16 protein-coding genes are annotated in these 20195 nt (G+C 64.2%); 10 read left to right on the top strand and 6 right to left on the bottom strand.

What is annotated here, in order from left to right; all coding sequences use genetic code 11:
- Window positions 1–219 precede the first annotated feature (219 nt).
- Complete coding sequence (locus U4Y88_RS24060; protein ID WP_310633449.1) at window positions 220–636, top strand: nuclear transport factor 2 family protein; 417 nt, start codon at window positions 220–222, stop codon at window positions 634–636.
- Window positions 637–731: 95 nt separating this feature from the next.
- On the opposite strand, the gene U4Y88_RS24055 is transcribed toward U4Y88_RS24060, so the two are convergent.
- Window positions 732–863, bottom strand: coding sequence for a hypothetical protein (locus U4Y88_RS24055; RefSeq protein WP_321786914.1), 132 nt, complete (start codon window positions 861–863; stop codon window positions 732–734).
- A gap of 190 nt (window positions 864–1053) precedes the next feature.
- Between U4Y88_RS24055 and U4Y88_RS24050 the strand changes: the two genes are divergently transcribed.
- A complete protein-coding gene (locus U4Y88_RS24050; RefSeq protein WP_321786912.1) occupies window positions 1054–1602 on the top strand; it encodes a YbhB/YbcL family Raf kinase inhibitor-like protein in 549 nt (182 codons plus the stop codon).
- A 469-nt stretch (window positions 1603–2071) separates the two neighbouring features.
- Here the strand turns inward: U4Y88_RS24050 and U4Y88_RS24045 are convergent, their stop codons facing one another.
- Window positions 2072–2845, bottom strand: coding sequence for a helix-turn-helix transcriptional regulator (locus U4Y88_RS24045; RefSeq protein WP_321786909.1), 774 nt, complete (start codon window positions 2843–2845; stop codon window positions 2072–2074).
- 116 nt (window positions 2846–2961) lie between these two features.
- Between U4Y88_RS24045 and U4Y88_RS24040 the strand changes: the two genes are divergently transcribed.
- Window positions 2962–3903 (top strand): EamA family transporter, encoded by a 942-nt coding sequence (locus U4Y88_RS24040; protein ID WP_321786907.1) that lies wholly within the window; start codon window positions 2962–2964, stop codon window positions 3901–3903.
- On the opposite strand, the gene U4Y88_RS24035 is transcribed toward U4Y88_RS24040, so the two are convergent.
- Window positions 3851–4753: a LysR family transcriptional regulator gene (locus tag U4Y88_RS24035; RefSeq protein ID WP_321786906.1), complete on the bottom strand. Its 903-nt coding sequence runs from the start codon at window positions 4751–4753 to the stop codon at window positions 3851–3853. The two genes, U4Y88_RS24040 and U4Y88_RS24035, sit on opposite strands and share 53 nt — an antisense overlap.
- 193 nt (window positions 4754–4946) lie before the next feature.
- On the opposite strand from U4Y88_RS24035, the gene U4Y88_RS24030 reads away from it, so the two are divergent.
- The 3 genes from U4Y88_RS24030 to U4Y88_RS24020 all read left to right on the top strand — a co-directional run bounded on the left by U4Y88_RS24030 (window position 4947) and on the right by U4Y88_RS24020 (window position 10564).
- Complete coding sequence (locus U4Y88_RS24030) at window positions 4947–5975, top strand: D-alanine--D-alanine ligase (RefSeq protein ID WP_321786904.1); 1029 nt, start codon at window positions 4947–4949, stop codon at window positions 5973–5975.
- Window positions 5972–7081: a D-cysteine desulfhydrase family protein gene (locus U4Y88_RS24025; protein ID WP_321786902.1), complete on the top strand. Its 1110-nt coding sequence runs from the start codon at window positions 5972–5974 to the stop codon at window positions 7079–7081. Before U4Y88_RS24030 ends, U4Y88_RS24025 begins: the two co-directional genes overlap by 4 nt.
- Before the next feature lie 912 nt (window positions 7082–7993).
- Window positions 7994–10564 (top strand): autotransporter outer membrane beta-barrel domain-containing protein, encoded by a 2571-nt coding sequence (locus tag U4Y88_RS24020; protein ID WP_321786900.1) that lies wholly within the window; start codon window positions 7994–7996, stop codon window positions 10562–10564.
- A gap of 222 nt (window positions 10565–10786) precedes the next feature.
- Here U4Y88_RS24020 and U4Y88_RS24015 read toward each other — a convergent pair whose 3' ends face one another.
- The 3 genes from U4Y88_RS24015 to U4Y88_RS24005 all read right to left on the bottom strand — a co-directional run bounded on the left by U4Y88_RS24015 (window position 10787) and on the right by U4Y88_RS24005 (window position 13405).
- Window positions 10787–11422 carry a flavin reductase family protein gene (locus U4Y88_RS24015; RefSeq protein WP_310633458.1) on the bottom strand — a complete coding sequence of 212 codons (636 nt, stop codon included), beginning with the start codon at window positions 11420–11422 and terminating at the stop codon, window positions 10787–10789.
- Window positions 11423–11488: 66 nt separating this feature from the next.
- Window positions 11489–12202, bottom strand: a complete 714-nt coding sequence (locus U4Y88_RS24010) for a GntR family transcriptional regulator (RefSeq protein ID WP_310633462.1) — start codon at window positions 12200–12202, stop codon at window positions 11489–11491.
- A 198-nt stretch (window positions 12203–12400) separates the two neighbouring features.
- Window positions 12401–13405: a polysaccharide deacetylase family protein gene (locus U4Y88_RS24005; protein ID WP_321787080.1), complete on the bottom strand. Its 1005-nt coding sequence runs from the start codon at window positions 13403–13405 to the stop codon at window positions 12401–12403.
- A gap of 323 nt (window positions 13406–13728) precedes the next feature.
- Here U4Y88_RS24005 and U4Y88_RS24000 point away from each other — a divergent pair, with 323 nt between their 5' ends.
- From U4Y88_RS24000 to U4Y88_RS23985, 4 genes are read left to right on the top strand one after another with little or no spacing between them, the layout of a single operon-like run.
- On the top strand, window positions 13729–14979 hold the full coding sequence (locus tag U4Y88_RS24000; protein WP_224011230.1) for an ABC transporter substrate-binding protein: 1251 nt from the start codon (window positions 13729–13731) through the stop codon (window positions 14977–14979).
- A 25-nt stretch (window positions 14980–15004) separates the two neighbouring features.
- Window positions 15005–15883, top strand: coding sequence for a branched-chain amino acid ABC transporter permease (locus tag U4Y88_RS23995; RefSeq protein WP_224011231.1), 879 nt, complete (start codon window positions 15005–15007; stop codon window positions 15881–15883).
- Window positions 15880–18507: a branched-chain amino acid ABC transporter ATP-binding protein/permease gene (locus tag U4Y88_RS23990; RefSeq protein WP_321786898.1), complete on the top strand. Its 2628-nt coding sequence runs from the start codon at window positions 15880–15882 to the stop codon at window positions 18505–18507. Before U4Y88_RS23995 ends, U4Y88_RS23990 begins: the two co-directional genes overlap by 4 nt.
- Window positions 18504–20153: a gamma-glutamyltransferase family protein gene (locus U4Y88_RS23985; protein ID WP_321786896.1), complete on the top strand. Its 1650-nt coding sequence runs from the start codon at window positions 18504–18506 to the stop codon at window positions 20151–20153. Before U4Y88_RS23990 ends, U4Y88_RS23985 begins: the two co-directional genes overlap by 4 nt.
- The last annotated feature ends 42 nt before the right edge of the window (window positions 20154–20195 follow it).

Raw genomic sequence — 20195 nt, 5'->3', positions numbered from 1 at the left:
CATTTTTGTCATGACATATATGAACGCTACCCCGATTACTGATGAGGGGTCAACGGCTTTACGATGGATTTGAGAGGCGGCCCGCACGAGCACCATGCCGGCCGCGCTTCATCCAGTCCTTGGCGCACCTGTGTGCAGTGATCGAACAATGGGAGCGCCAGTGTTTTGGCAACTCAACGCGCCGTGCCGGCGCATCGGTTCTTCCAGGAGAATATTGTTATGGTCACCACTGAACATCTCGACGCTTACCTCCAGGCCATGGGCAATCGCGACGTCGAAGGGACCAAGGTCCACATGGCAGATAATGTCGTCCTTAGAAGTCCAATCGTGCCTGCCCCGTTCGTGGGGAAGGAGCGCGTCGCAGCTGTGCTGACGCAGCTTCTCGCGACAGTGGACGCCTTCGAGCCGAAGCTTCTCTTGCGCGACGGTGCGGACTTTGTCGCTGTGTTCACGATCAGATTCGGTGAGCACGTGATTGACGGCATGGATCACATGCATCTAAACGAAGCGGGCCTTGTCGATAGCATGACCGTGGCATGGCGTCCGCTTCCGTCGGTGGTCGCGGTCCAGCAGAAGCTTGCGCCGAAACTCGGAGGAAAGGCGATGATGCTGATTCCAGCGGATCAAACTGCGTGAATCATCATCAGCGCGGTGGGTGGCCACATTCAGCCGTTCGCCAGAGACAGGCAGTTCGTTCGCAATCTGGGATGGCATGGTCGAGACGACATTGTTCATTCGATAAGCGTTCGCTGTTTCACCCGCCCCTCGATTTCCGCGCCTAATGCGAGCGCGCCATCGACGCACAGATCGGCCAGTGTGAGATCGAGGTCGCCGACCTTCAACTCGGCATTGGCATTACTCAAGTTTGACTCCCACATGATTGACCAAAGGCGACCGGCCTTCGCCGACGGCGATATCGAGGGTCAACGTGTGCCGAGTAGCGCGAATACCGGTATCGCTGCTTGTCTTGTTCACATCGATGGAGATCGCAACAATCGTGCTCAGGCTCGGCGTTCGACGAGTCATCGCGTGATCAGCCCAAGGAGCTATCCGATGAAAAAGACAATGTGGACAGCCGTTTTGAGTGCCGCGGCCATGTGTGCGAGTCATGCACGCGCCGGTGACCTTGCTATTGAGAGCATCGATATCGGACACGGTCGGTTTCGCGATGCGCAGATTTCAAACGGCTTCGGCTGTCATGGCGGCAACGTGTCGCCCGCGATCAAGTGGTCGGGCGAACCAGGCGAAACGCGGAGCTTGATGATCTCGATGTACGACCTCGACGCCCCGACGGGATCGGGTTTCTGGCACTGGGTCGTGGCGGACATTCCCGCATCCGTTCACTCGCTCGCGGCGGGTGCGGGCACCGACGTCGCGAAGTTGCCGGCCGGCGCGCTGCCCATCCGCAACGACACGGGAAGCACGGCATATCTCGGCCCCTGCCCGCCGCAGGGCGAAAAGCATCGCTATCTGATCACCGTGACCGCGCTGAAAGTCCCGAAGCTCCCGGTCGAGGCAACCGCGACACCGGCGGTCGTCGGATTCGTTGCGCATTACCAGCAGTTGGCAAAAGCGACGATGACGATTGAGATGGAACGTTAGTCCGCCTCGTATGCACCACTCAGGGAGTTAATGCGCGCCATGCACTACGACTTCAAAGTCGTCGCCTACATGAACGACCACCTGAACGATCTCCGTGCGGTCGACATACCAGTGCTGCTGATGGTGGGAGATCGGAGTCCGCAGTACCTTAAAGCGGCGCCTCCAACATTGCAAGGACATGTCCAATTGCAAACGGGTCGATCATCGTCGACGCATCATCTGAACGACACGCAAGAGTTGGCGGACATTTTCTTTCGACTCACTGAAGGTCCGCAACGGGGTCGCATTCCACCAGTCGTTCAACTGCATAGCGGAGCGCGATCCTCCACCGACTATGTACAGCCGTTCGTCGTGCGCCGGACGCCGACATTCGGATGCACGCGACTCAAAGATAGCAGCCGCACACAGACGGAATCATCCAGGCGGAGTCGGCGCCCGCTCCCGGCCAACCAGGGCGGCACGCCGCGGCTCATTGCGCAAAGTACCGACTAGGCGCTTCACCCAGTGCCGCCTTGAACGCCGTCGAGAACGCGCTCGGACTACTGTAGCCAAGCTCCATGGCCACCCGCGTGACGGGTTCGCCGCGACCTAGCCGCACCACGGCGGCTAACAGGCAAGCCTGCTGCCGCCATTCGAGATAACTGATGCCCGTGTGCAGGCGGAACTGGCGGGTGAACGTGCGGCGGCTCATGCCGGCGCTCGCGGCCATCTCATCGATGCCGATCTCAAGCGAGGGCTTGGCCAGGAAATCGCCGCACGCTCGCGCAAGACGCGGCTCGCCAGGCAACGGCGCATTGAGTGACAGCGCGGGCATGTCGGCGATCTCATGCAGCAAGAGCCCCATCAGGTGCCCCTCGCGCCCTTCCGTGCGATATCGGGCAGGAAGATCGACGGCTTGCTCCAGCAGTTGCCTCAGCAGCAGAGAAACGCCAAACACCTCGCAATGTTCAGGCAAGCCCACGCGCCGCGCTGCCTGCGGGCGGATGTAGGTATTGAGCATCGTGACGGGGCCGCGCATCTGCATGGCATGCGCGAGGCCCGCGGGCACCCAGATCGCCCTCAGCGGCGGAACGGCCCAATTGCCCTCGTTGGTTTCTACCGTAATGACGCCGCTTGCCGCATAGGCGAACTGACCACGGCGATGACTATGGGATGGAAACCGCTCGCCATCGACATAGGTCTGCGCGGTCACGACCACATCGCGCGGTATGTTTTCGTGCGGATCAAGGGCAATTTCAGGCATGGCCCAATTTTAAACATAAATGACCTTGAATCGAAGGCGGGCCAGCCGTCGGCGAGGCACATTCTCCTCTGTGCCAACGCTCCCTGCCCTGACTTTCTCCAACGCGCCCGCCGACCATGCAAAGAAAGCACCTGATCCTCGCCGTCTTCGTCACGGCAATCTGGGGACTCAATTTCCCCATCACCAAACTGGGCCTAGCCCAGATCAATCCACTACTCCTGACCGCGATACGGTTCACGTTCGCCGCGTTTCCGTGGGTGTTCGTGGTGAGAAAACCGAACGTGGCCAACCGATGGCTGGCCGCATACGGACTGATCTTTGGTGTCGCGATGTGGGCGTTGATCAATCTGGGCATCTCGATGGGCGTACCGCCTGGAGACGCGTCGCTATTGATTCAGTTCAGCGCCTTTTTCACGCTCGGCTGGGGCGTCGTGCTCTTTCGGGAAAAGCTGATGGCGTCTCAGATGACCGGTATCGTCATGGCAGCGGCCGGACTGATCGGCATCCTTCACGGCAGCCCCGGCAAGGCAACCACCATCGGCTTCGCGCTGGTCATGGTCAGCGCGCTGGCGTGGAGCATCGGCAACGTCGTGATCAAGATTTCGAAGGTGCGGGAAATATTGGCATTCGTGGTGTGGGCCAGCCTGATTCCGCCGATCCCGCTGTTCCTGCTCACCTGGTGCTTGTACGGATCACAGCCCTTCGTCGCGCTCGCATCGCACGTGAGCGCCGTCGCGCTGTTCTCATTGGCCTTCCAGGTGTATGCCGCGACGCACTTCTGCTACTGGGGCTGGAACCTGCTATTGCGCGAATATCCAGCCTCGACCGTTGCGCCGCTTTCACTGCTGATACCGGTGTTCGGTACCCTCAGTTCGATTTTCATCGTTCATCAGGTTCCGAATACCGCAAGCTGGATTTCCATCGCGCTAATTTTGTCAGCATTACTTATCAGTCTGAGCGAAAGACGCCCCGGTCCGGGCTCGGGAAGCGAAGGACTCGACTCAACTAGCCCGGAATGCTCGATACCGCCCGAACGATTTCCTCGACGAACACCTTGATCGTTGGATGATTACGTTCTCCGCGACGATAAGCGACATAAATCTTGCGACGCACCTCCGGCTTCAACTTGATCCACGCCACACCGGCAGGCGCCCGCAGCACGCGCAGGCCAGGAGCAACCGATACCGAGCAGCCGGAGGCCACCATCGCTTCGACCATTTCGGAGCCGCGGCATTTCGCGTTGATACGAGGCTCGAAGCCGGCGCGGCGGCATAACTCAATGACGAAACGGCCGAAGGTGCTCCACGTCGATTCCATCGCCCAGGTTTCGTCACGGAGATCGGCAACACCCAGCGATCGCCTTTTGCTCAACGGATGATCCGTCGCGACCGCCACGTAAAGGACATCTTCTGCGAGCGGGACCAGCTCGATGTTCTCTCTGTCTTTACCGGCTTCGATCGATAGATCGTCGATCAGCGCGATGTCGGTTCGCCACGCCCGCAGCGCCGCAACCGCATCAATAGGCTCCAGTTCCTCCAGTCCGATTTCCAGCCGCGGCCAGGCGAGCCGCAACCGCTTGACCGCATCAGGCAGGATGAGCGAAGCAATCGAAGGAAACGCAGCAATACGAAGTTCTCCGACGATCTCGCGCCGCAACTCCGCCAGCTCCGAACGCGCCTCGTCCAGCACAACCATCACCCGTTCGGCATGCGTGACCAATGCGTGACCGGCCGGCGTCAACCTGACGCCGCGGCCGATTCGTTCCGTCAGTTGAACGCCCGCCTCCTCTTCCAGTTGAGCAATCTGCTGTGATACGGCTGATGGCGTCAGGTGCAAAGCCTCCGCAGCGGCCGCCATCGTCCCATGCCTCGCGAGTTCCAGAAGCGCCTTCAGTCGACCGAACTCCAACACTCACCTCCACCCGACAAATCATTAAGATTGGCTAATGCATTACGCCAAAAACAATAAACATACATGGATGAAATGGCAACTTACAGTGGCCAGCCAGTAGCAACAGAACGGACGGATTTTTCCCCCGCTACATTTCGCGCGAGGGAACGTTGCGCTGTCCCCCACTATTTTTCATCGCGTGAAGAGAACAATGCACGACCCCAAACTGAAGATCGCGGTACTTTTCGGCGGCACCAGCGAAGAGAGAGAGGTCTCGATTTCCAGCGCGGCTCAAGTGATCGAGGCACTGCGCAGCATCGGTCACAGCGTGGCGGCCATCGACACGGCACTCGGCCCACTCTCGCCAGAAGAGGACGCGCGCATCCTGACGTCGAGCGTGAACGACACACCGCCGCCGCCCAATGTCTTGGCCCAATTGCCGTCGGCGGCTTTCGACCTGCTCCGTTTTCGCGAACTGACCGATGCCGATGTCGTGTTTCTCGCACTGCACGGTGGCACAGGCGAGGACGGCACCATTCAGGCGATGCTCGACATGGCGGGCGTGCCCTACACAGGCAGCGGGCACGTGGGCAGCGCGATTGCCATGAACAAGAACGTTGCGAAGCGCCTGTTCTCCGCGGGCGGCATCCGTACGCCCCGCTGGTCGATGCTGCCGGGCGACGCCGATGACATAGTCAGGCGCGTCGGCTATCCGCTCATCGTCAAACCGAATCGGCAAGGCTCGACCGTTGGACTGTCGCTGGTGCGCGCTCCCGATGCACTGGACGACGCGGTGAAGCTCGCTCGCCGGTTCGATACCCAGGTGATGGTGGAGCAATACATCGAGGGCCGGGAGCTTACGGTCGGCGTGCTGGGCGCGCGCGCGTTGAGTGTCGGTGAAATCTTCGTGAAGGCTGGTGAGGTTTTCGACTACCGGTCGAAATATCAGGCAGGCCATGTGGTCGAACAGTTTCCGGCCGACTTGCCCGCGGACACGCTGGAAGCGGCGCAACGCATCGCCTTGCGTGCTCATGCACTGCTGGAACTCGACGGCTACAGCCGCACTGACTTCAGACTCGATGCTCAGGGAAATCTGTGGTGTCTCGAAGTCAACACGCTGCCCGGCATGACCGCTACGAGCCTGCTCCCGCAGTCCGCAGCGGCATCCGGCATTGAGTTCTCGCATCTGTGCGAGCAGATCTGTCTTGCAGCCATTCATCGCCACAAGGTGCTTGCATGAGTATCGACATGTCAGCCGCTTTCGCGCGCAATGCACGAGTGCGCTCCGAGGGTTTGTTCGGCTTCGATTCTTCGATCCGGTTACCGCAATATCGTCTTCTTGACGGCGCAACGCCAATCCACGCGTTGCCTCGCCTCAGCGCGCATCTCGGAGGTGCGAACATCTATGTCAAGCGGGACGACCTGGGTAGCGTGGGAGGTGGCGGCAACAAGTTGCGGAAGCTGGAACTCCTGATCGGCGAAGCATTGCAAGGCGGCGCCGACACGGTCATCACGGTGGGCGCGCGGCAGTCGAATCACGCGCGGCTGACTGCGGCTGCGGCATCCCGCGCGGGCCTGCAATGCGAGGTCGTTCTCGTACGATCGGTGCCGCGCGAGGACGCCGACTACGTCGAAAGCGGCAACGTCTTGCTCGATAGCCTGTTCGGCGCGCGCGTGCACGACTTGCCGGCTTGCGCCGATGCGATGGCCTACGCAAACGCCCGCGCGGATGAATTGCGCGCCGCTGGCCGCCGGGTCTATGTCTGCCCGTTCGGTGGATCGAGTCCGATTGGCTGCGTCGCCTATGCGGCTTGCGCAGCCGAAATCGTGCAACAGTCGAAGGTTGCCGGCCTGCACTTCGATCGTGTCGTTGTGCCGAATGGAAGTGGAGGCACGCATGCCGGGCTCGTCGCCGGGTTTGCGGCGCTCGGTTACGGCGCAATCGAAATCGACGCCTACACCGTCTATGCCCCTGCCGCAGACGCTCATCGCATCACGCTCGACAAAGCAAGACAGACGACCCGCATCCTCAATTTCCAGGGGGAGATTGCGCCCGATGCCGTTCGCGTCGACGCCTCGCAACTCGGGCAAGGCTACGGATTACCCACGGACTCCATGCGCAGCGCCGTCCGGTTGCTGGCCTCGCAAGAAGGACTGCTGCTCGATCCCGTCTATAGCGGTAAAGCGTTCGCGGGGCTGATTGAAGGTGTCACGTCAGGTCGTTATGCATCGGATAAAAACATTCTCTTTGTCATGACCGGCGGATTGCCTGGCTTATTCGCCTACCGGAAAGAATTTCAGGCTCCCCGAAATCATTTCGCCGGGCGGCAGCTTTCGCGATATTGAAATGCCTGCGCATAAACGGTGATGCTTGTCTACACATGCATCAACTTGACAATCGTTCACATTATTTCGATGCGCCCACAACGGAATCGGGAAAGACCACACAGCATTACTCATACGAAATAAATACTTCGCATATAAATTGTTATCGAAGTTCCAAAAGACGTTAAAAGCTATTTATTTTCAACTGAACCCACTTTGGCTGCGTCGCCTGCGTTGAATCGGGCGCGCCACATTTTGTTCCATAGGCGAACCACAAGCCAAGCCAAAACACCCCCTATCTCCTTGTAGTTAAAGGATTTCGAAGGAAATCCGTCACTCCTTTTCCTTTGGGATTCATTGCGCATCGACTGTTGCTCTGCCGCTGCATGGCCATTTTCACCACCAAATTCTTACCAATCGTTCTGATATCTTTCGCGCCGATAAGAATTGCGGCGGTTGATTAAATAATCAGAACGGAGGTCGGAATTGAAAGTGCAAGGCATGGGTGGTGGTTTCAGCGCTTCAGCAGGGAGACGCAGTAAAAGCGGCTTTTCGAAGAAGGAATCAACGCGCAGCAAGCGACGTGACCTTTTTTCTCTTTCGTGCCTCACGCTCGCCGTTGCGGGAACACTGCCCGAATCGGGTCACGCCGCAACCTACCTGGTATCCAACTCGACCGAATTGTCTCAGGCCATCAGCGATGCCAATGCGTCGAGCGACGCCAGCTCGACGATCCTGCTGACCAGCAGTTTTTCAGTGGCCGGTGGCACTCTGCCGCAGGCAACGAAGGCGATCACGCTCGATACGAACGGTTACACGTTGACAAGCAGCAGCAACGTCGTCTGGTCGGGGACACCGCTGACATTTGACGGCACATTCGTCGGCACGCCGGCAACCACGACCACATCGGCGACACCGATACAGCTGACAGGAGTGGCCACAACCACGACCGCTGTGAACAACGGGACGATGACGGGCGGCGCGGCTGGAGCGGGTCAAGTCGGCGGCGCGGGCGCATTGCTGACTGCCGTCACCTTCGTCAACAACGGCACGCTCAAAGGCGGAAGTGCCTCTGCAACAGGTACGTCTGGGGTGGGCGTCACCATTGGCCGTGGCACGATACTGACCAACAATGGAACGATCGCCGGGGGCGATGACGTCGATGGAACAGGATCGGCCGGAACAGGCATCACCTATGGCGTCAACGGCGGAACGATCATCAATAACGGCACGATCAAGGGCGGGAATGACCTGTCGGGGACCGCGGTCGGTGCTGTTGCTATCAGCGTTCGGGTTGCAGGGAAGACCTCGTCCATCACGAACACGGGGACGATCGTCGGAGGCAACAGCGCAATCGCCATTGCAGCCTCGACTGGGCTGAGCCTGGTCAACAGCGGCACAATCGAGGCAGGGGCCGGTCAGGACATCGCGATCCGAATGACGGGCGGCGCAGCTTCGCCATTAACGCTCGAACTCCAGGCGGGATCGAACATTGTTGGCGAAGTCGTCGCCAGTGCTCTGGCGACGAACACGCTGAAACTTGGCGGCGCGGCGAACGACGTGTTCGACGTTTCGTCGATCGGTTCAACGGCGCAATACCAGAACTTCACCGCCTTCCAGAAAACCGGCACGAGCACGTGGGCGTTGATCGGCACGGGCACCACCTCCACGCCCTGGTCGATCCAGCAAGGCACGTTGCAGATCGGCAATGGCGGCACGAGCGGCAGCGTCATCGGCGACATCACCGATAACGCCACGCTCGCCTTCGACCGCAGTGACGTGTTCACCTTCGACAATCTGGTGAGTGGCACCGGCGTCGTGAATCAGGTCGGCACGGGCACCACGATTCTCACCGCAGCGAACACCTACACGGGCGACACGAACGTGCTCTCCGGCGCGCTCGCGATCGGCGACGCGGCGCACACCAACGCCTCCATCGCCTCGGGTCTCACCACGGTCGCGGCGGGCGCGATGCTCGGCGGCTACGGCACCGTGTCCGGTTCGGTGGACAACAACGGCACGATCGCAGCTGCCAACGCGCTGGCCGCATTTGCGTCGTCGACCAACGGCACGCTCGCCATCGGCGGCGATCTGAACAACGCGGGCGTCATCAATCTGGCGGCCGCGTCGGGCAGCATCGGCAACGTGCTCGATGTCGCGGGTAACTACTCGGCCACGAACGGCCTGCTCGTGCTCAACACGGTGCTCAACGCGGGCGGCGCGGATTCGCAGAGCGACCGGCTCGTGGTCGGCGGCAATGCGAGCGGCACCACTGCGATCAAGCTGAACGCGTCCGGCACGGGCGCGCTGACCGTTGGCGATGGCATCGAGCTGGTTCAGGTCAACGGCACGTCGAGCGCAAACAGCTTCCATCTCGCGACGCCGGTTCAGGCGGGCGCCTATGAGTACCTGCTGTATCGCGGCGGTGCGGCCGATGCGAACAGCTGGTATCTGCGCTCGGAACTCGAAGCCGCGCAAACGACGTCGCCCTCGGACTCGTCCGCTGTCGGCAGCGGCGGCGTGGTGGCCTATCGTCCCGCAACCGTTGGCTATTCCGTCACGCCGCTGCTCGATGCGGACTACGGCTTCGATATTCTCGGACGCCTGCACGAACGCGTCGGCGATGTGGCGAATCTCGATGCCGCGCAACCGGCGCACGGGAATAGTGTGAATGGCGTGTGGGGCCGCATTGGCGGGCAGAATCTCGAAGCCGACGCAGGCGACCGCTTCTCCACCGACGAACACACGTTCTTCGCGCAGTTCGGCAAGGACTGGACGCTCTCGCGCGACACCAACGGCGGCAGCACGCACACCGGCGCGACGATCACGATCGGCTCGACATCGGCGAACTTCGCCGATAGCGCGCGCAGCATCGCGGGCCTGTCCGATGCAACCGGCAGTGTCGAGACGCAAGCGCAATCGATCGGCGGCTACTGGACGAAATATCTGCCCGACGGCACCTATTTCGACGGCGTGGGCCAGCTGACGCACTACCACAACCGTTACGGCGATATCTACGGCGGCAGCGCGAGCCAGAATGGCGTGGGCGCGGGTGTCTCGGGCGAGGTGGGCAAGCCGTTCGCGATCGGCGCGACCGGCGTGGCGATCGAACCGCAAGCGCAACTGCTTTATCAATACCTGCATCTGAATGGTTTTGATGACGGCATCGCACAGGTAAGCTCGAACACGACGAATGGATTGCGCGGCCGGATCGGCTTCCGTGTGTTCAGCGCGAACCTGAGCAACGATTCGAAGACGTCGAGCGTCACGCCGTATTTCACGGCCGACGTGCTGCACGACTTCTTCTCGCCGGGGCAAACGACGGTCGGCGATACGCCGTTCGACAACGCGATGCAGAAGACCTGGTATGACGTGGGCTTTGGGATCACGGGCAGCTTCGGCAAGCATTCCGAAGTCTATGCGAGCGTGAAATACGAACACAGTCTGGGTGGCGAATACCGCCGCAATGTGTTCGGTCAGGCTGGCTACCGGTTTAGCTGGTAATTCGACCTGTCATTGCCGCTTTGCGCGGAAATTGAGCCGTCGTTGCCCAGCGCGACGACGGCTTCAGCGCTGGCAGCAGACGTTCGCGTGGATGGCAGAGGGCGACGGCGCCGCAGCACTGCTCCGATGCTGACACCTTCGCTATCTGAGGCGAATAATCGACAGCATTCGATTAGCAATGCCACGTTATAAACGTGCCAAAATACCCCCTCCCGCACCGCCTCACATCTCATCCACCGCCGTACTCGCAGCCCCCGCACCACCCTGCCCTTCCATAGAAAATCGATTGCGCGTATCGACATAAAAACTCGCGCCAAAACGCCCGACCGGAAAGTAATGCTGCAAACGCACGCGACAGCGCTCGCGGTCGATCAGATCGTCGCGCGCATGCAGTCGTTCCACGCGTCCGATGAAGATATGGCGGCTCGGTGTTTCGAGCGTCTCCCATAGCGTGCATTCAAACGCCACCGGCGCTTCGGCGATACGCGGCGGACCGCCGCGCGTCGATGGCACCGACGTGAATCCCGCATGCGCAAGCTCGCTCTCCGAAGCAGGCAGACGCTCCCCGCAGGCATGCATTTTTGCGGCGATCGCTTCGTCGGTCAGATGCACGACGAACTCGCGCTCGCGCAGGATATTGGCGGCGGTGTCCTTGAGCGAATCGTCGTCGTGGCGATTCACGGACAGCATCACGATCGGCGGCTCCTCGCCGAGCATGTTGAACATCGAGAACGGCGCAGCGTTGATCACGCCGCCGGGGCTCAGCGTCGTCACGAGTGCGATCGGACGCGGCACGATGAGGCCCGCCATCAGCTTGTAGCGCTCGTAGGCCGTGAGTTCGTTGAAGTCGATTTCCATAGCGTTCCCGCACCTTCATGTGCGTTCGTTGGCGTTCGTTCGGTTCGCGGCGCCGCGCCGCGCGCATCAGCCGCGCACGCTGGCCGCCTTCGGTTCTTTCGGTTCAGCCAGCCCGAGCAGCGAGGCAAGGCTCTTTTCGCCGCGCATGCGAGTGGTTTCGATGCGCTGTTCGAGATCGACGAGGTGTGCCTGCATGCGCGCAATCGCGCCTTCAGCATCACGCCGTGCAATGCACTCGACGATGGCCGCGTGTTCGTCGTGCTCGCAGGGCGCATAGCCCGGCGGCTCATACAGCCCGACGATCAGCGAGCAGCGCGACACCAGTTCGACCAGATAACGTTGCAGCACCGCATTGCCCGCCAGCGCCGCCACGCGCAGATGAAAATCGCTCGCCAGACGCGCCCATGAAGGCTGATCGAAACGGTGCATGGCCGCGTGTTCGTCGTCGAGTTGCTTGCGCAATTGCGCGAGGTCGGCATCGGTCACGCGCGCAACGGCCAGTTCGACCAGCGCGCGTTCGAGCGCGCGGCGCGCCTCGAAAATCGTGCGCGTTTCTTCGGGCGTGGGCTCCGCGATCACCGCGCCCTTGTTGGGCCGCAGCGTGACGATGCCGTCGTGCGCGAGCTTTTCGAGCACGCGCCGCACGCTCGCACGGCCCACGTCGAACAGCTGGCACAACTCCGGCTCCGGCAGTTTCGTGCCGGGCGTGAGCCGGTGCGCGAGCACGCCATCGACAATGGAACGGTACATCTGCATTTCGATGCCCGTTTCGGTCTGCATCGCGTCAGGCTCGCTCGCGCTCGCTTCGTGGCTCGTTTCGCGCACGCTGGACTGCTTCGCGGCGGCTTGCTTCGCGGCAGGTTTCTTGACGGCGGCTTTTTTCGCGGCAATCGATCGGTCAGGTCGGGTCGGTCGGCTAGTGGACATGATGTGCAAGGCGTGCGGCGCAGGCGTGGGTAACGGGAATCGTGAGCCAGTTTAGCGGATCGTCGCCGCTCTATCGTTACCGGATTGGCTGCCGACTGCGGCTTCGCCCCCGGCCTCCAGCGCGTCCATGTGCGCGCCGAGCGCGCCTGGCGTCGTCATCCAGATCGTGCCCGCGCGCGCCGCCTGTGCGATGTGGGCGAGCGCGCGTCGGAGATGGCGCAGGCGATACGGCTGCCCCACCAGATACGGATGCAGCGCGATCCCCATCACCAGCGGCTGCCCGCGCGTCGGGTGCGTGGCCTGCGCGAGCATCTCGTCGAACTGATCGACGATCATGTCGGCGAACGCGGCGCCGTCGAGATGCCGCCCGACGATCATCGGAATGTCGTTCACTTCCTGCGGATACGGAATCGACCACAGCGGCCCATGTTCGGTGCGCATGCGCACGGGACGGTCGTCGTGACACCAGTTGAGCGTATAGCGATAGCCCGCCTGCGCGAGCAGATCGGGCGTGTCGAGCGTCTCCGAGATCCACGGCGACAGCCAGCCCGTGGGCGCTTCACCCGTGAGCGCCGCGAGCCGCTCACGGCAATGCACGATCAGATCGCGTTCGTGTGCGCGCTCGAAGTCGCTTTGCCGATGCGCATTGGTGTGCCCGTGCGCGATCAGTTCGTCGCCGCGCTTCACGCAGGCTTCGATCAACTCCGGGCAATGATCGAGCAGCGCCGTATTCATGACGATGCCCGCCGGCAACGCGAGATCGTCGAACAGATCGAGGCAGCGCCACGCGCCCACGCGATTGCCGTATTCGCGCCAGCTGTAGTTGAGCACGTCCGGCTGCGGCGAAAGCGGACCGAGATTCGCGCCCAGCCCTTCGCCGAACGCGAAGTGCTCCAGATTGAAGCCGAGATAGACAGCGAGGCGCGCGCCATTGGGCCAGCAATACGTATCGCGCGCGACGATCGGCTGATAGTCGAAGCGTCCATGCGTGCGCAGCGCACCGAAGCGCGGGTCGTCGCGCTGGGTGGTGCTCGCATCGATCGGCGCAGCGTCCATAAAGGTAGTGCTCATTGTGTCCTTGCGTAGTGTGCGATTGCAGTCGGCGGCGGCGTGCACCGCTTTGTGGCCATCACGGGGTGCCTGTCGTTGCGCATTCCGCACCGCGGTTGTGCGAACGCGAACCGATTTGGCGCACCGCAAATGGTTAACCATCCGCCACTCAAATCGTATGCAATTGGCGTTCCATATCGTTCGCACATTGTGCTTATTGATGTCGCGAGCAATCTCCACGAATCGCGAACGAAATGGCATGGCTCTTGCGTGAAGCGACGCGTCCGCGGTCTCGCCCGCGTCCGTCAAACTCACTGGAGAACCGTCTCATGCCGCTACGCCACGCCGCCCTCAAGGCCGTCCGCCCTGCTTCCTCGCCGCGCCGCCAGTGGTTCAAGACCAGTGCGGTCGCCCTCGCGCTCACGGCGGCGGCGCTGTCGTGCGGCGTCGCTTACGCCGCCGACACCATCAAGATCGGCCTCGTCACCGCGCTCTCGGGCCAGTCGGCGCGCGCGGGCGAAGCGCTCACGCGCGGCATGACCATCGCCATCGACGAGATCAATGCAAGCGGCGGCGTGCTCGGCGGGCGCAAGCTCGAACTCGTGCGCCGCGACGACGAAGGCAATCCCGCCAAGGGCGTGCTGGCCGCGCGCGAGCTGATCTACAAGGACAAGGTGGCGGTGCTGTTCGGCGGCCTCGATACGCCGGTTTCCATGGCGATCGTGCCGCTCGCCAATCACGAGAAAGTGCCGTTCATGGACCCGTGGGCCGCGGGCACGCAGATCACGCACAACGGCGCGAATCCGAACTTCGCGTTCCGCGTGTCCGCCGTCGACGAACTGGTGGACGTGGCGATGGTCGCGCACGCGCAGCAGGCGTTCGGCGCGAAGAAGCTGGGCCTCGTGCTCGTCAACAATCCGTGGGGCCAATCGAACGAGAAAGGCATCGTCGCGGCGCTCGCCGCCAAGGGCATGAAGCCGGCCGGCATCGAAAAAATCGAGGCCACCGACGTGGACGTCACGCCGCAACTCGGCCGCCTGAAGGCCGCGGGCGCCGATACCTTGCTGATGGTCGGCAACGTCGGACCGTCGGCGCAGGTCGTGAAATCGCTCGACCGCATGGGCTGGAAGGTGCCGATCGTCTCGCACTGGGGCCCGGCGGGCGGCCGCTTCACGGAACTCGCGGGACCGAACGCGAAGAACGTGCATTTCGTGCAGACGTATAGCTTCTTCGGCGCCACCTCACCCGTCAGCGCCCGCGTGGTGGCCGAACTGAAGGCGAAGTACCCCGACATCAAGAGCGCCGACGACATCACGCCCGCCGTGGGCGTCGCCAATGCGTACGACGCGATGCATCTGAGCGCGCTCGCCATCGACAAGGCCGGGTCCACCGACGGCGATGCAATTCGTAAGGGATACTATGCAATCGACCATTACGACGGGCTGATCAAGACCTACGTGCATCCGTTCAGCGCGCAGCAGCCCGACGCGCTCAATGCCAGCGACTACGTGTGGGCGCAGTTCATCGACAACCGCATCGTGCCGGTGAGCGCGGCGGGCGGCCAGATGGCGTCGAAGTAAGGCACAGGTCCCCGGAGATTCGCTCATGCAATGGATATCGGCGCTGGTCGCGGGCCTTGGCCTCGGCAGCATGTACGGGCTCATGGCGCTCGGCTTTCATCTGACGTTCGCGGTCAGCGCGACGGTCAACTTCGCGCAGGGCAGCTCGATGATGCTCGGCGCGGTGCTCGCCTACACCTTCGCGCAGACGCTCGGCTGGCCCATGCCGATCGCCATCGCGCTGGCGCTGGCCGCGTGCGCGCTCTACGGGCTCGTCGTCGAGCGCCTCGCGGTGCGGCCTTTCGCGCGGCGCGGCTCGAACGCCTGGCTCATGGCGACCGTGGCGCTCGGCATCGTGCTCGACAACGTCGTCATGCTGACCTTCGGCACCGAGCCGCGCAGCCTGCCCTCACCGCTCGCGCAGTCGTCGCTGCATATCGGCGGCGCGGGGCTCGGCGTGTATCCGTTGCAGCTCGTGATTCCCGCGGTCGGCCTGCTGCTGGCCGCCGTGCTGCACTACGTGCTGCGCCGCTCGCGCTGGGGCGTGGCGATGCTCGCCGTGGTGCAGAACCGCGACGCCGCGCGCCTGATGGGCATTCCGATCCAGCGCACCATCGCGGCTGCGTTCGCGGTTTCCGCGCTGCTCGCGGGCATTGCCGGCGTGCTGATCGCGCCGCTTTTCAACGTGCAGTCGGACATGGGCACCGTGTTCGGGCTCAAGGCCTTCGCGGTGGCGATCCTGGGCGGGCTGTCGAGCGCGTGGGGCGTGATGATCGCGGGTCTGCTGTTCGGCGCCGCCGAAGCGATGATCACGGCCACGCTCGGCTCCAGCTACACGCAGATCATCACATTCGGGCTCCTGATTATCGTGCTGGCGATCCGGCCCAACGGCCTCTTCGGGCGCGCGGAGGTGCGCAAGGTATGACCGATTCCCGACTTTCTCTCGCCGCACGCCTCGCAGTGACTGCGCCGCGTGCGGGCGAGGCGCGCTCACGCGGACTCTGGCAAGGCGCGGCGCTCGCCGCCGTGCTGCTCGCCGCCGCGTTTGCCGCTTGCAACGTCAACGGCTATTTCGTCGTCGTGCTGGCAGGCGTGGTGCTGCTCGCCATTTGCGGCGTCGGCCTCAATCTGCTGCTCGGGCTCACCGGCCAGGTGTCGTTCGGCCACGCGGCGTTCTTCGCGATCGGCGCGTACGCCGTCGCCATCCTCACCACGCAGTTCGGCTGGAGCTTCTGGAGCGCGTGGGCGCTCGGCGCGGGCGTCGCCGCCATCGCCGGTGCGCTGCTCGCGCTCACCGCGCTGCGCGTGCGCGGCCCGGGCCTCGCGATGGTGACGATCGCGTTCGCCTTCGTGATCGAGCAAAGCGCCGTGGAAGGCGGCGATCTCACCGGCGGGCAGAACGGCATCATGAACGTGTTCGGCCCGGCGCTCGGCGGTTTCGCCGATGGCGAGCGCGCCGTCGCCCTCATCGCGCTCGCGCTGCTCGCCGTCGTGCTCGCGCTGTATGCGCTCGTCGCGCGCGGCGCGTGGGGCGCGGCCATGCGCGCGGTGCGCGACAGCGAAACGGCGTCGGCCTCGATCGGCGTGAACGCGCTCGTGGTGAAAGCCGTGGCGTTCGCGTTCTCGGCGGCGCTGGCCGGTTTCGCGGGCGGGCTGTTCGCGCCGCTGCAAGGCATGGTGACGCCCGGCATGTTTTCGTTTTCGCAATCGATTCTCTTCGTGCTCGTCGTCATGATCGGCGGCGCGGGGTCGCTGGCCGGGCCGCTCGTGGGCGCGGCCGTGGTCGGTCTGCTGCCCGAATTGCTGGCCGGGCTCGAAAACCTGCGTCTGTTGTGCTTTGGCGTGCTGCTGCTCGTGGTGCTGTGGAGCGCGCCCAATGGCGTCGCCGGGGTGGCGGCTGCGCTGATGCGTCGGCTGGTTTCGCAGCCGCGTGCGCAGGCTGGCGAGTCGGCGCACGATCAGGACGCTTCCGCTCAGGCCGCGCTTGAGCCGCTCGGCGCCGATGCGCGCCGCTCGCTCGCCGCGCAAGGACTGTCGATGACGTTCGACGGCGTGAAGGCCGTCAGCGATCTTTCGTTCGACCTGCCCGCCGCGCGCGTGACCAGTCTGATCGGTCCGAACGGCGCGGGTAAATCGACGGTCCTCAACATGCTCTCGGGCTTCTATCGCCCGCAAACCGGCACGCGCAAGCTGGGCGCGGTGCAACTGGCAGCAGGCAGCGCGTTCGAAAGCGCGCGCGCCGGTGTCGCGCGCACGTATCAGACTTCGCAGCTGTTCGGCAGCCTGTCGGTGCTCGACAACGTCACGCTCGCGCTCACACGCGGCCGTCTCGGCGCGCTCTTTGGCACCGCACGCATGCAGGGCGATGCGCCGCGCGCCCAGGCGCTCGCGCTGCTGCGCGCCTGCGGCTATCACGGCGACGCGAACATCGACGCGGCCAACCTCGCGCACGTCGACCGCCGCCTCGTCGAAATCGCGCGCGCGCTCGCCACGCGCCCCGCCGTGCTGCTGCTCGACGAACCCGCAGCGGGACTATCCAGCGAGGACAAGGCGCGCCTCGGCGCACTGCTGCGACGCATCGCCGATTCGGGTGTGACCGTCGGCCTCGTCGAGCACGACATGTCACTCGTGATGGGCGTCTCGGATCGCATTGTCGTGATCGACGCAGGACGCTTTCTCGCGCAAGGCGAACCGGCCGCGATTCGCGCCGACGCCGCCGTGCGCGAAGCCTATCTGGGCGCATCGAACGACGCCGCGCTGCATGCGCTGCGCCCCGCGCGCGGCGCGGAGCAAGACGACGCCACGGCGCGCGAAGTGCTCGGCGTGGGCAACGTGACGGCGGGCTATGGCGCCGCGCCCGTTCTGCACGACGTGAGCGTGCAGGTGCGCGAAGGCGAACTGGTTGCGCTGCTCGGCGCGAACGGCGCGGGCAAATCGACGCTCATGCGCGCCCTCGCCGGCCTGCATCGCCCCGTGGCCGGCGGCGTGACTTTCGAAGGCCGCGATCTCGCGCGCCTCGACGCGGCGCAGATTGCCGCGCTCGGCGTCGTGCTCGTGCCCGAAGGCCGCCAGGTCTTCCCCGAACTCTCGGTGCTCGACAACCTCAAGCTCGGCGCGTTTCCCTCGGGCCGTCTGCCGCGCGGCGAACTGGAGGCGCGCATCGAGTCGATGTTCGCGCGCTATCCGCGTCTGCGCGAGCGCCAGCATCGCCGCGCCGGACTGCTCTCCGGCGGCGAACAGCAGATGCTGGCGATCGCGCGCGCGTTGATGTCGAAGCCGCGCGTGCTGCTGCTCGACGAACCGTCGCTCGGCCTCGCGCCCAAGGTGATCGCCGAACTGTTCGCCTCGCTCGACGATCTGCGCGGCGAGTCGCTGTCGATGCTGCTCGTCGACCAGATGGCGGCGATGGCGCTGGCGATCGCCGACCGCGGCTATGTGCTCGAAGAAGGCCGCGTGAGCGCGAGCGGCACGGCTGCCGAACTGGCCGCCGATCCGAAACTGTCCGCCGCCTACCTGGGCGGCCACGCCGACGCCGAAGTCACCGCATGACGATGACGACGAACACCAGGCAGCAAAGCTCGACCGCCAACGCGCGTGGCCGCGCCGGCCTCGTCACGAGCCCGCACACGCTCGCCAGCGAAGCGGGCCGCGATGTGCTCGCGCGCGGCGGCAACGCGATCGAAGCCGCTATCGCGATGGCGGCGGCGCTGTGCGTGACCATGCCGCATTTCACCGGTCTGGGCGGCGACGGCTTCTGGCTGATCGCCGCGCCCGGCGAGCCCGTCGAAACGATTTCGGGCATCGGCCAGGCAGCGCGCGAATTGCCCGCCTTCGACGGCGCGATTCCCGTGCGCGGCCCCGCGTCCGCGCTCACGAGCGCCGCCACCGTCGCCGCGTGGGAGGCCGCGTATCGCACGAGCCGCGAACGCTGGGGCGGCACGCTCGCGTGGGATGCGCTGCTCGCGCCCGCCATCGCGCTCGCGGAAGACGGCTTCGCGCTGACGCGCTCGCAGCACTTCTGGTCCGCGTATCGCGCCGATGAATACGGCAACGCCCAGGTCTGGCGCGGCTTCGCGCAAACCTTCCTGCCGGGCGGCGCCCTTCCCGCCATCGGCGCGACGTTCCGCCAGCCCGCACTCGCGGCCACTTTGCGCACGCTCGCGGCGAACGGCCCGCGCGACTTCTACGAAGGCGCACTGGCTCAGCGCATTGCGCGCGGCCTGCGCGAAGCGGGCTCGCCGCTCAGCGCCGACGACCTCGCGGCCACGCGCGTGCGCAGCGCGCCGCCGCTCACGCTGCGCTATGGCGAAGGCGTGCTCGCGACCCTGCCGCCGCCCACCCAGGGCGTGACGACGCTGCAGATCATGGGCATCCTCGCGAAGCTGGGCCTGCGCGATTGCGCGCACGGCAGCGCCGATTATTATCATCGGCTCGTCGAAGCGGTGAAGCAGGCTTTCATCGACCGCGACCGCCATCTCGCCGATCCCGATACGCACGCCGTGCCCGTCGACACGCTGCTCGGCGACGCCCATCTCGCCGCCTGCGCGGCGCGCATCGCACCCGAGCGCGCGTTGGCCTGGCCGCATCGATTCCGCGAAGGCGACACCGTCTATCTCGCCGCCACCGACCCCCAGGGCCGCGCCGTGAGCGTCTTGCAGACGATCTTCCACGACTGGGGCAGCGGCGTGATGGCGGGCGACACCGGCATCCTCTGGCACAACCGTGGCGCGGCGTTTCGCGCGCCCGGCGGCGAAGCGCAGCAGGACGCGCATCCGAATGTGATTGCGCCGGGCAAGCGGCCGTTCCATACGCTCAATCCCGGCATGTATCTCGTCGATGGCCGCGCGCGCCTGCTCTACGGCACGCAGGGCGCGGACGGCCAGCCGCAGACGCTCGCCGCGCTGCTCACGCGGCTGATCGACTATGGGATGGATCCGCTTACGGCGCTGACGCAGCCGCGCTTCCTGCTCGGGCGCACGTTCTCGGACAGCCGCGACAACCTCAAGCTGGAATCGCACGCGGGACGCGCGGCGTTCGACATACTGGCCGCGCGCGGTCACGAAATCGCCGAATTGCCACCGCTGAGTCCGCTCGCCGGACAGGCGGGCGTCATCCGCCTCGATGCCGACGGCCTGGCATCCGTGGCATGCGGCGCGCACGATCCGCGCAGCGACGGACTGGCTTTAGCCGTCTAATGGCGCAATACGGTAATTCGATTTCTCGTGGGGAAGTTGCCG

The organism is Paraburkholderia sp. J94 (assembly GCF_905220285.1).
Taxonomy (GTDB): domain Bacteria; phylum Pseudomonadota; class Gammaproteobacteria; order Burkholderiales; family Burkholderiaceae; genus Paraburkholderia; species Paraburkholderia tropica_A.
This window is presented reverse-complemented; position numbering and strand designations above follow the sequence as displayed.

What these genes read in the sequence shown, in the direction of transcription:
- U4Y88_RS24060 (WP_310633449.1), top strand. Translation starts at nt 220, where the DNA reads ATGGTCACCACTGAACATCTCGACGCTTACCTCCAGGCCATGGGCAAT.
- U4Y88_RS24015 (WP_310633458.1), bottom strand. Translation starts at nt 11,422, where the DNA reads ATGGAAATCGACTTCAACGAACTCACGGCCTACGAGCGCTACAAGCTG.
- U4Y88_RS23985 (WP_321786896.1), top strand. Translation starts at nt 18,504, where the DNA reads ATGACGATGACGACGAACACCAGGCAGCAAAGCTCGACCGCCAACGCG.
- U4Y88_RS24030 (WP_321786904.1), top strand. Translation starts at nt 4,947, where the DNA reads ATGCACGACCCCAAACTGAAGATCGCGGTACTTTTCGGCGGCACCAGC.
- U4Y88_RS24045 (WP_321786909.1), bottom strand. Translation starts at nt 2,845, where the DNA reads ATGCCTGAAATTGCCCTTGATCCGCACGAAAACATACCGCGCGATGTG.
- U4Y88_RS23990 (WP_321786898.1), top strand. Translation starts at nt 15,880, where the DNA reads ATGACCGATTCCCGACTTTCTCTCGCCGCACGCCTCGCAGTGACTGCG.
- U4Y88_RS24050 (WP_321786912.1), top strand. Translation starts at nt 1,054, where the DNA reads ATGAAAAAGACAATGTGGACAGCCGTTTTGAGTGCCGCGGCCATGTGT.
- U4Y88_RS24010 (WP_310633462.1), bottom strand. Translation starts at nt 12,202, where the DNA reads ATGCAGACCGAAACGGGCATCGAAATGCAGATGTACCGTTCCATTGTC.
- U4Y88_RS24005 (WP_321787080.1), bottom strand. Translation starts at nt 13,405, where the DNA reads ATGGACGCTGCGCCGATCGATGCGAGCACCACCCAGCGCGACGACCCG.
- U4Y88_RS24025 (WP_321786902.1), top strand. Translation starts at nt 5,972, where the DNA reads ATGAGTATCGACATGTCAGCCGCTTTCGCGCGCAATGCACGAGTGCGC.
- U4Y88_RS24040 (WP_321786907.1), top strand. Translation starts at nt 2,962, where the DNA reads ATGCAAAGAAAGCACCTGATCCTCGCCGTCTTCGTCACGGCAATCTGG.
- U4Y88_RS23995 (WP_224011231.1), top strand. Translation starts at nt 15,005, where the DNA reads ATGCAATGGATATCGGCGCTGGTCGCGGGCCTTGGCCTCGGCAGCATG.
- U4Y88_RS24000 (WP_224011230.1), top strand. Translation starts at nt 13,729, where the DNA reads ATGCCGCTACGCCACGCCGCCCTCAAGGCCGTCCGCCCTGCTTCCTCG.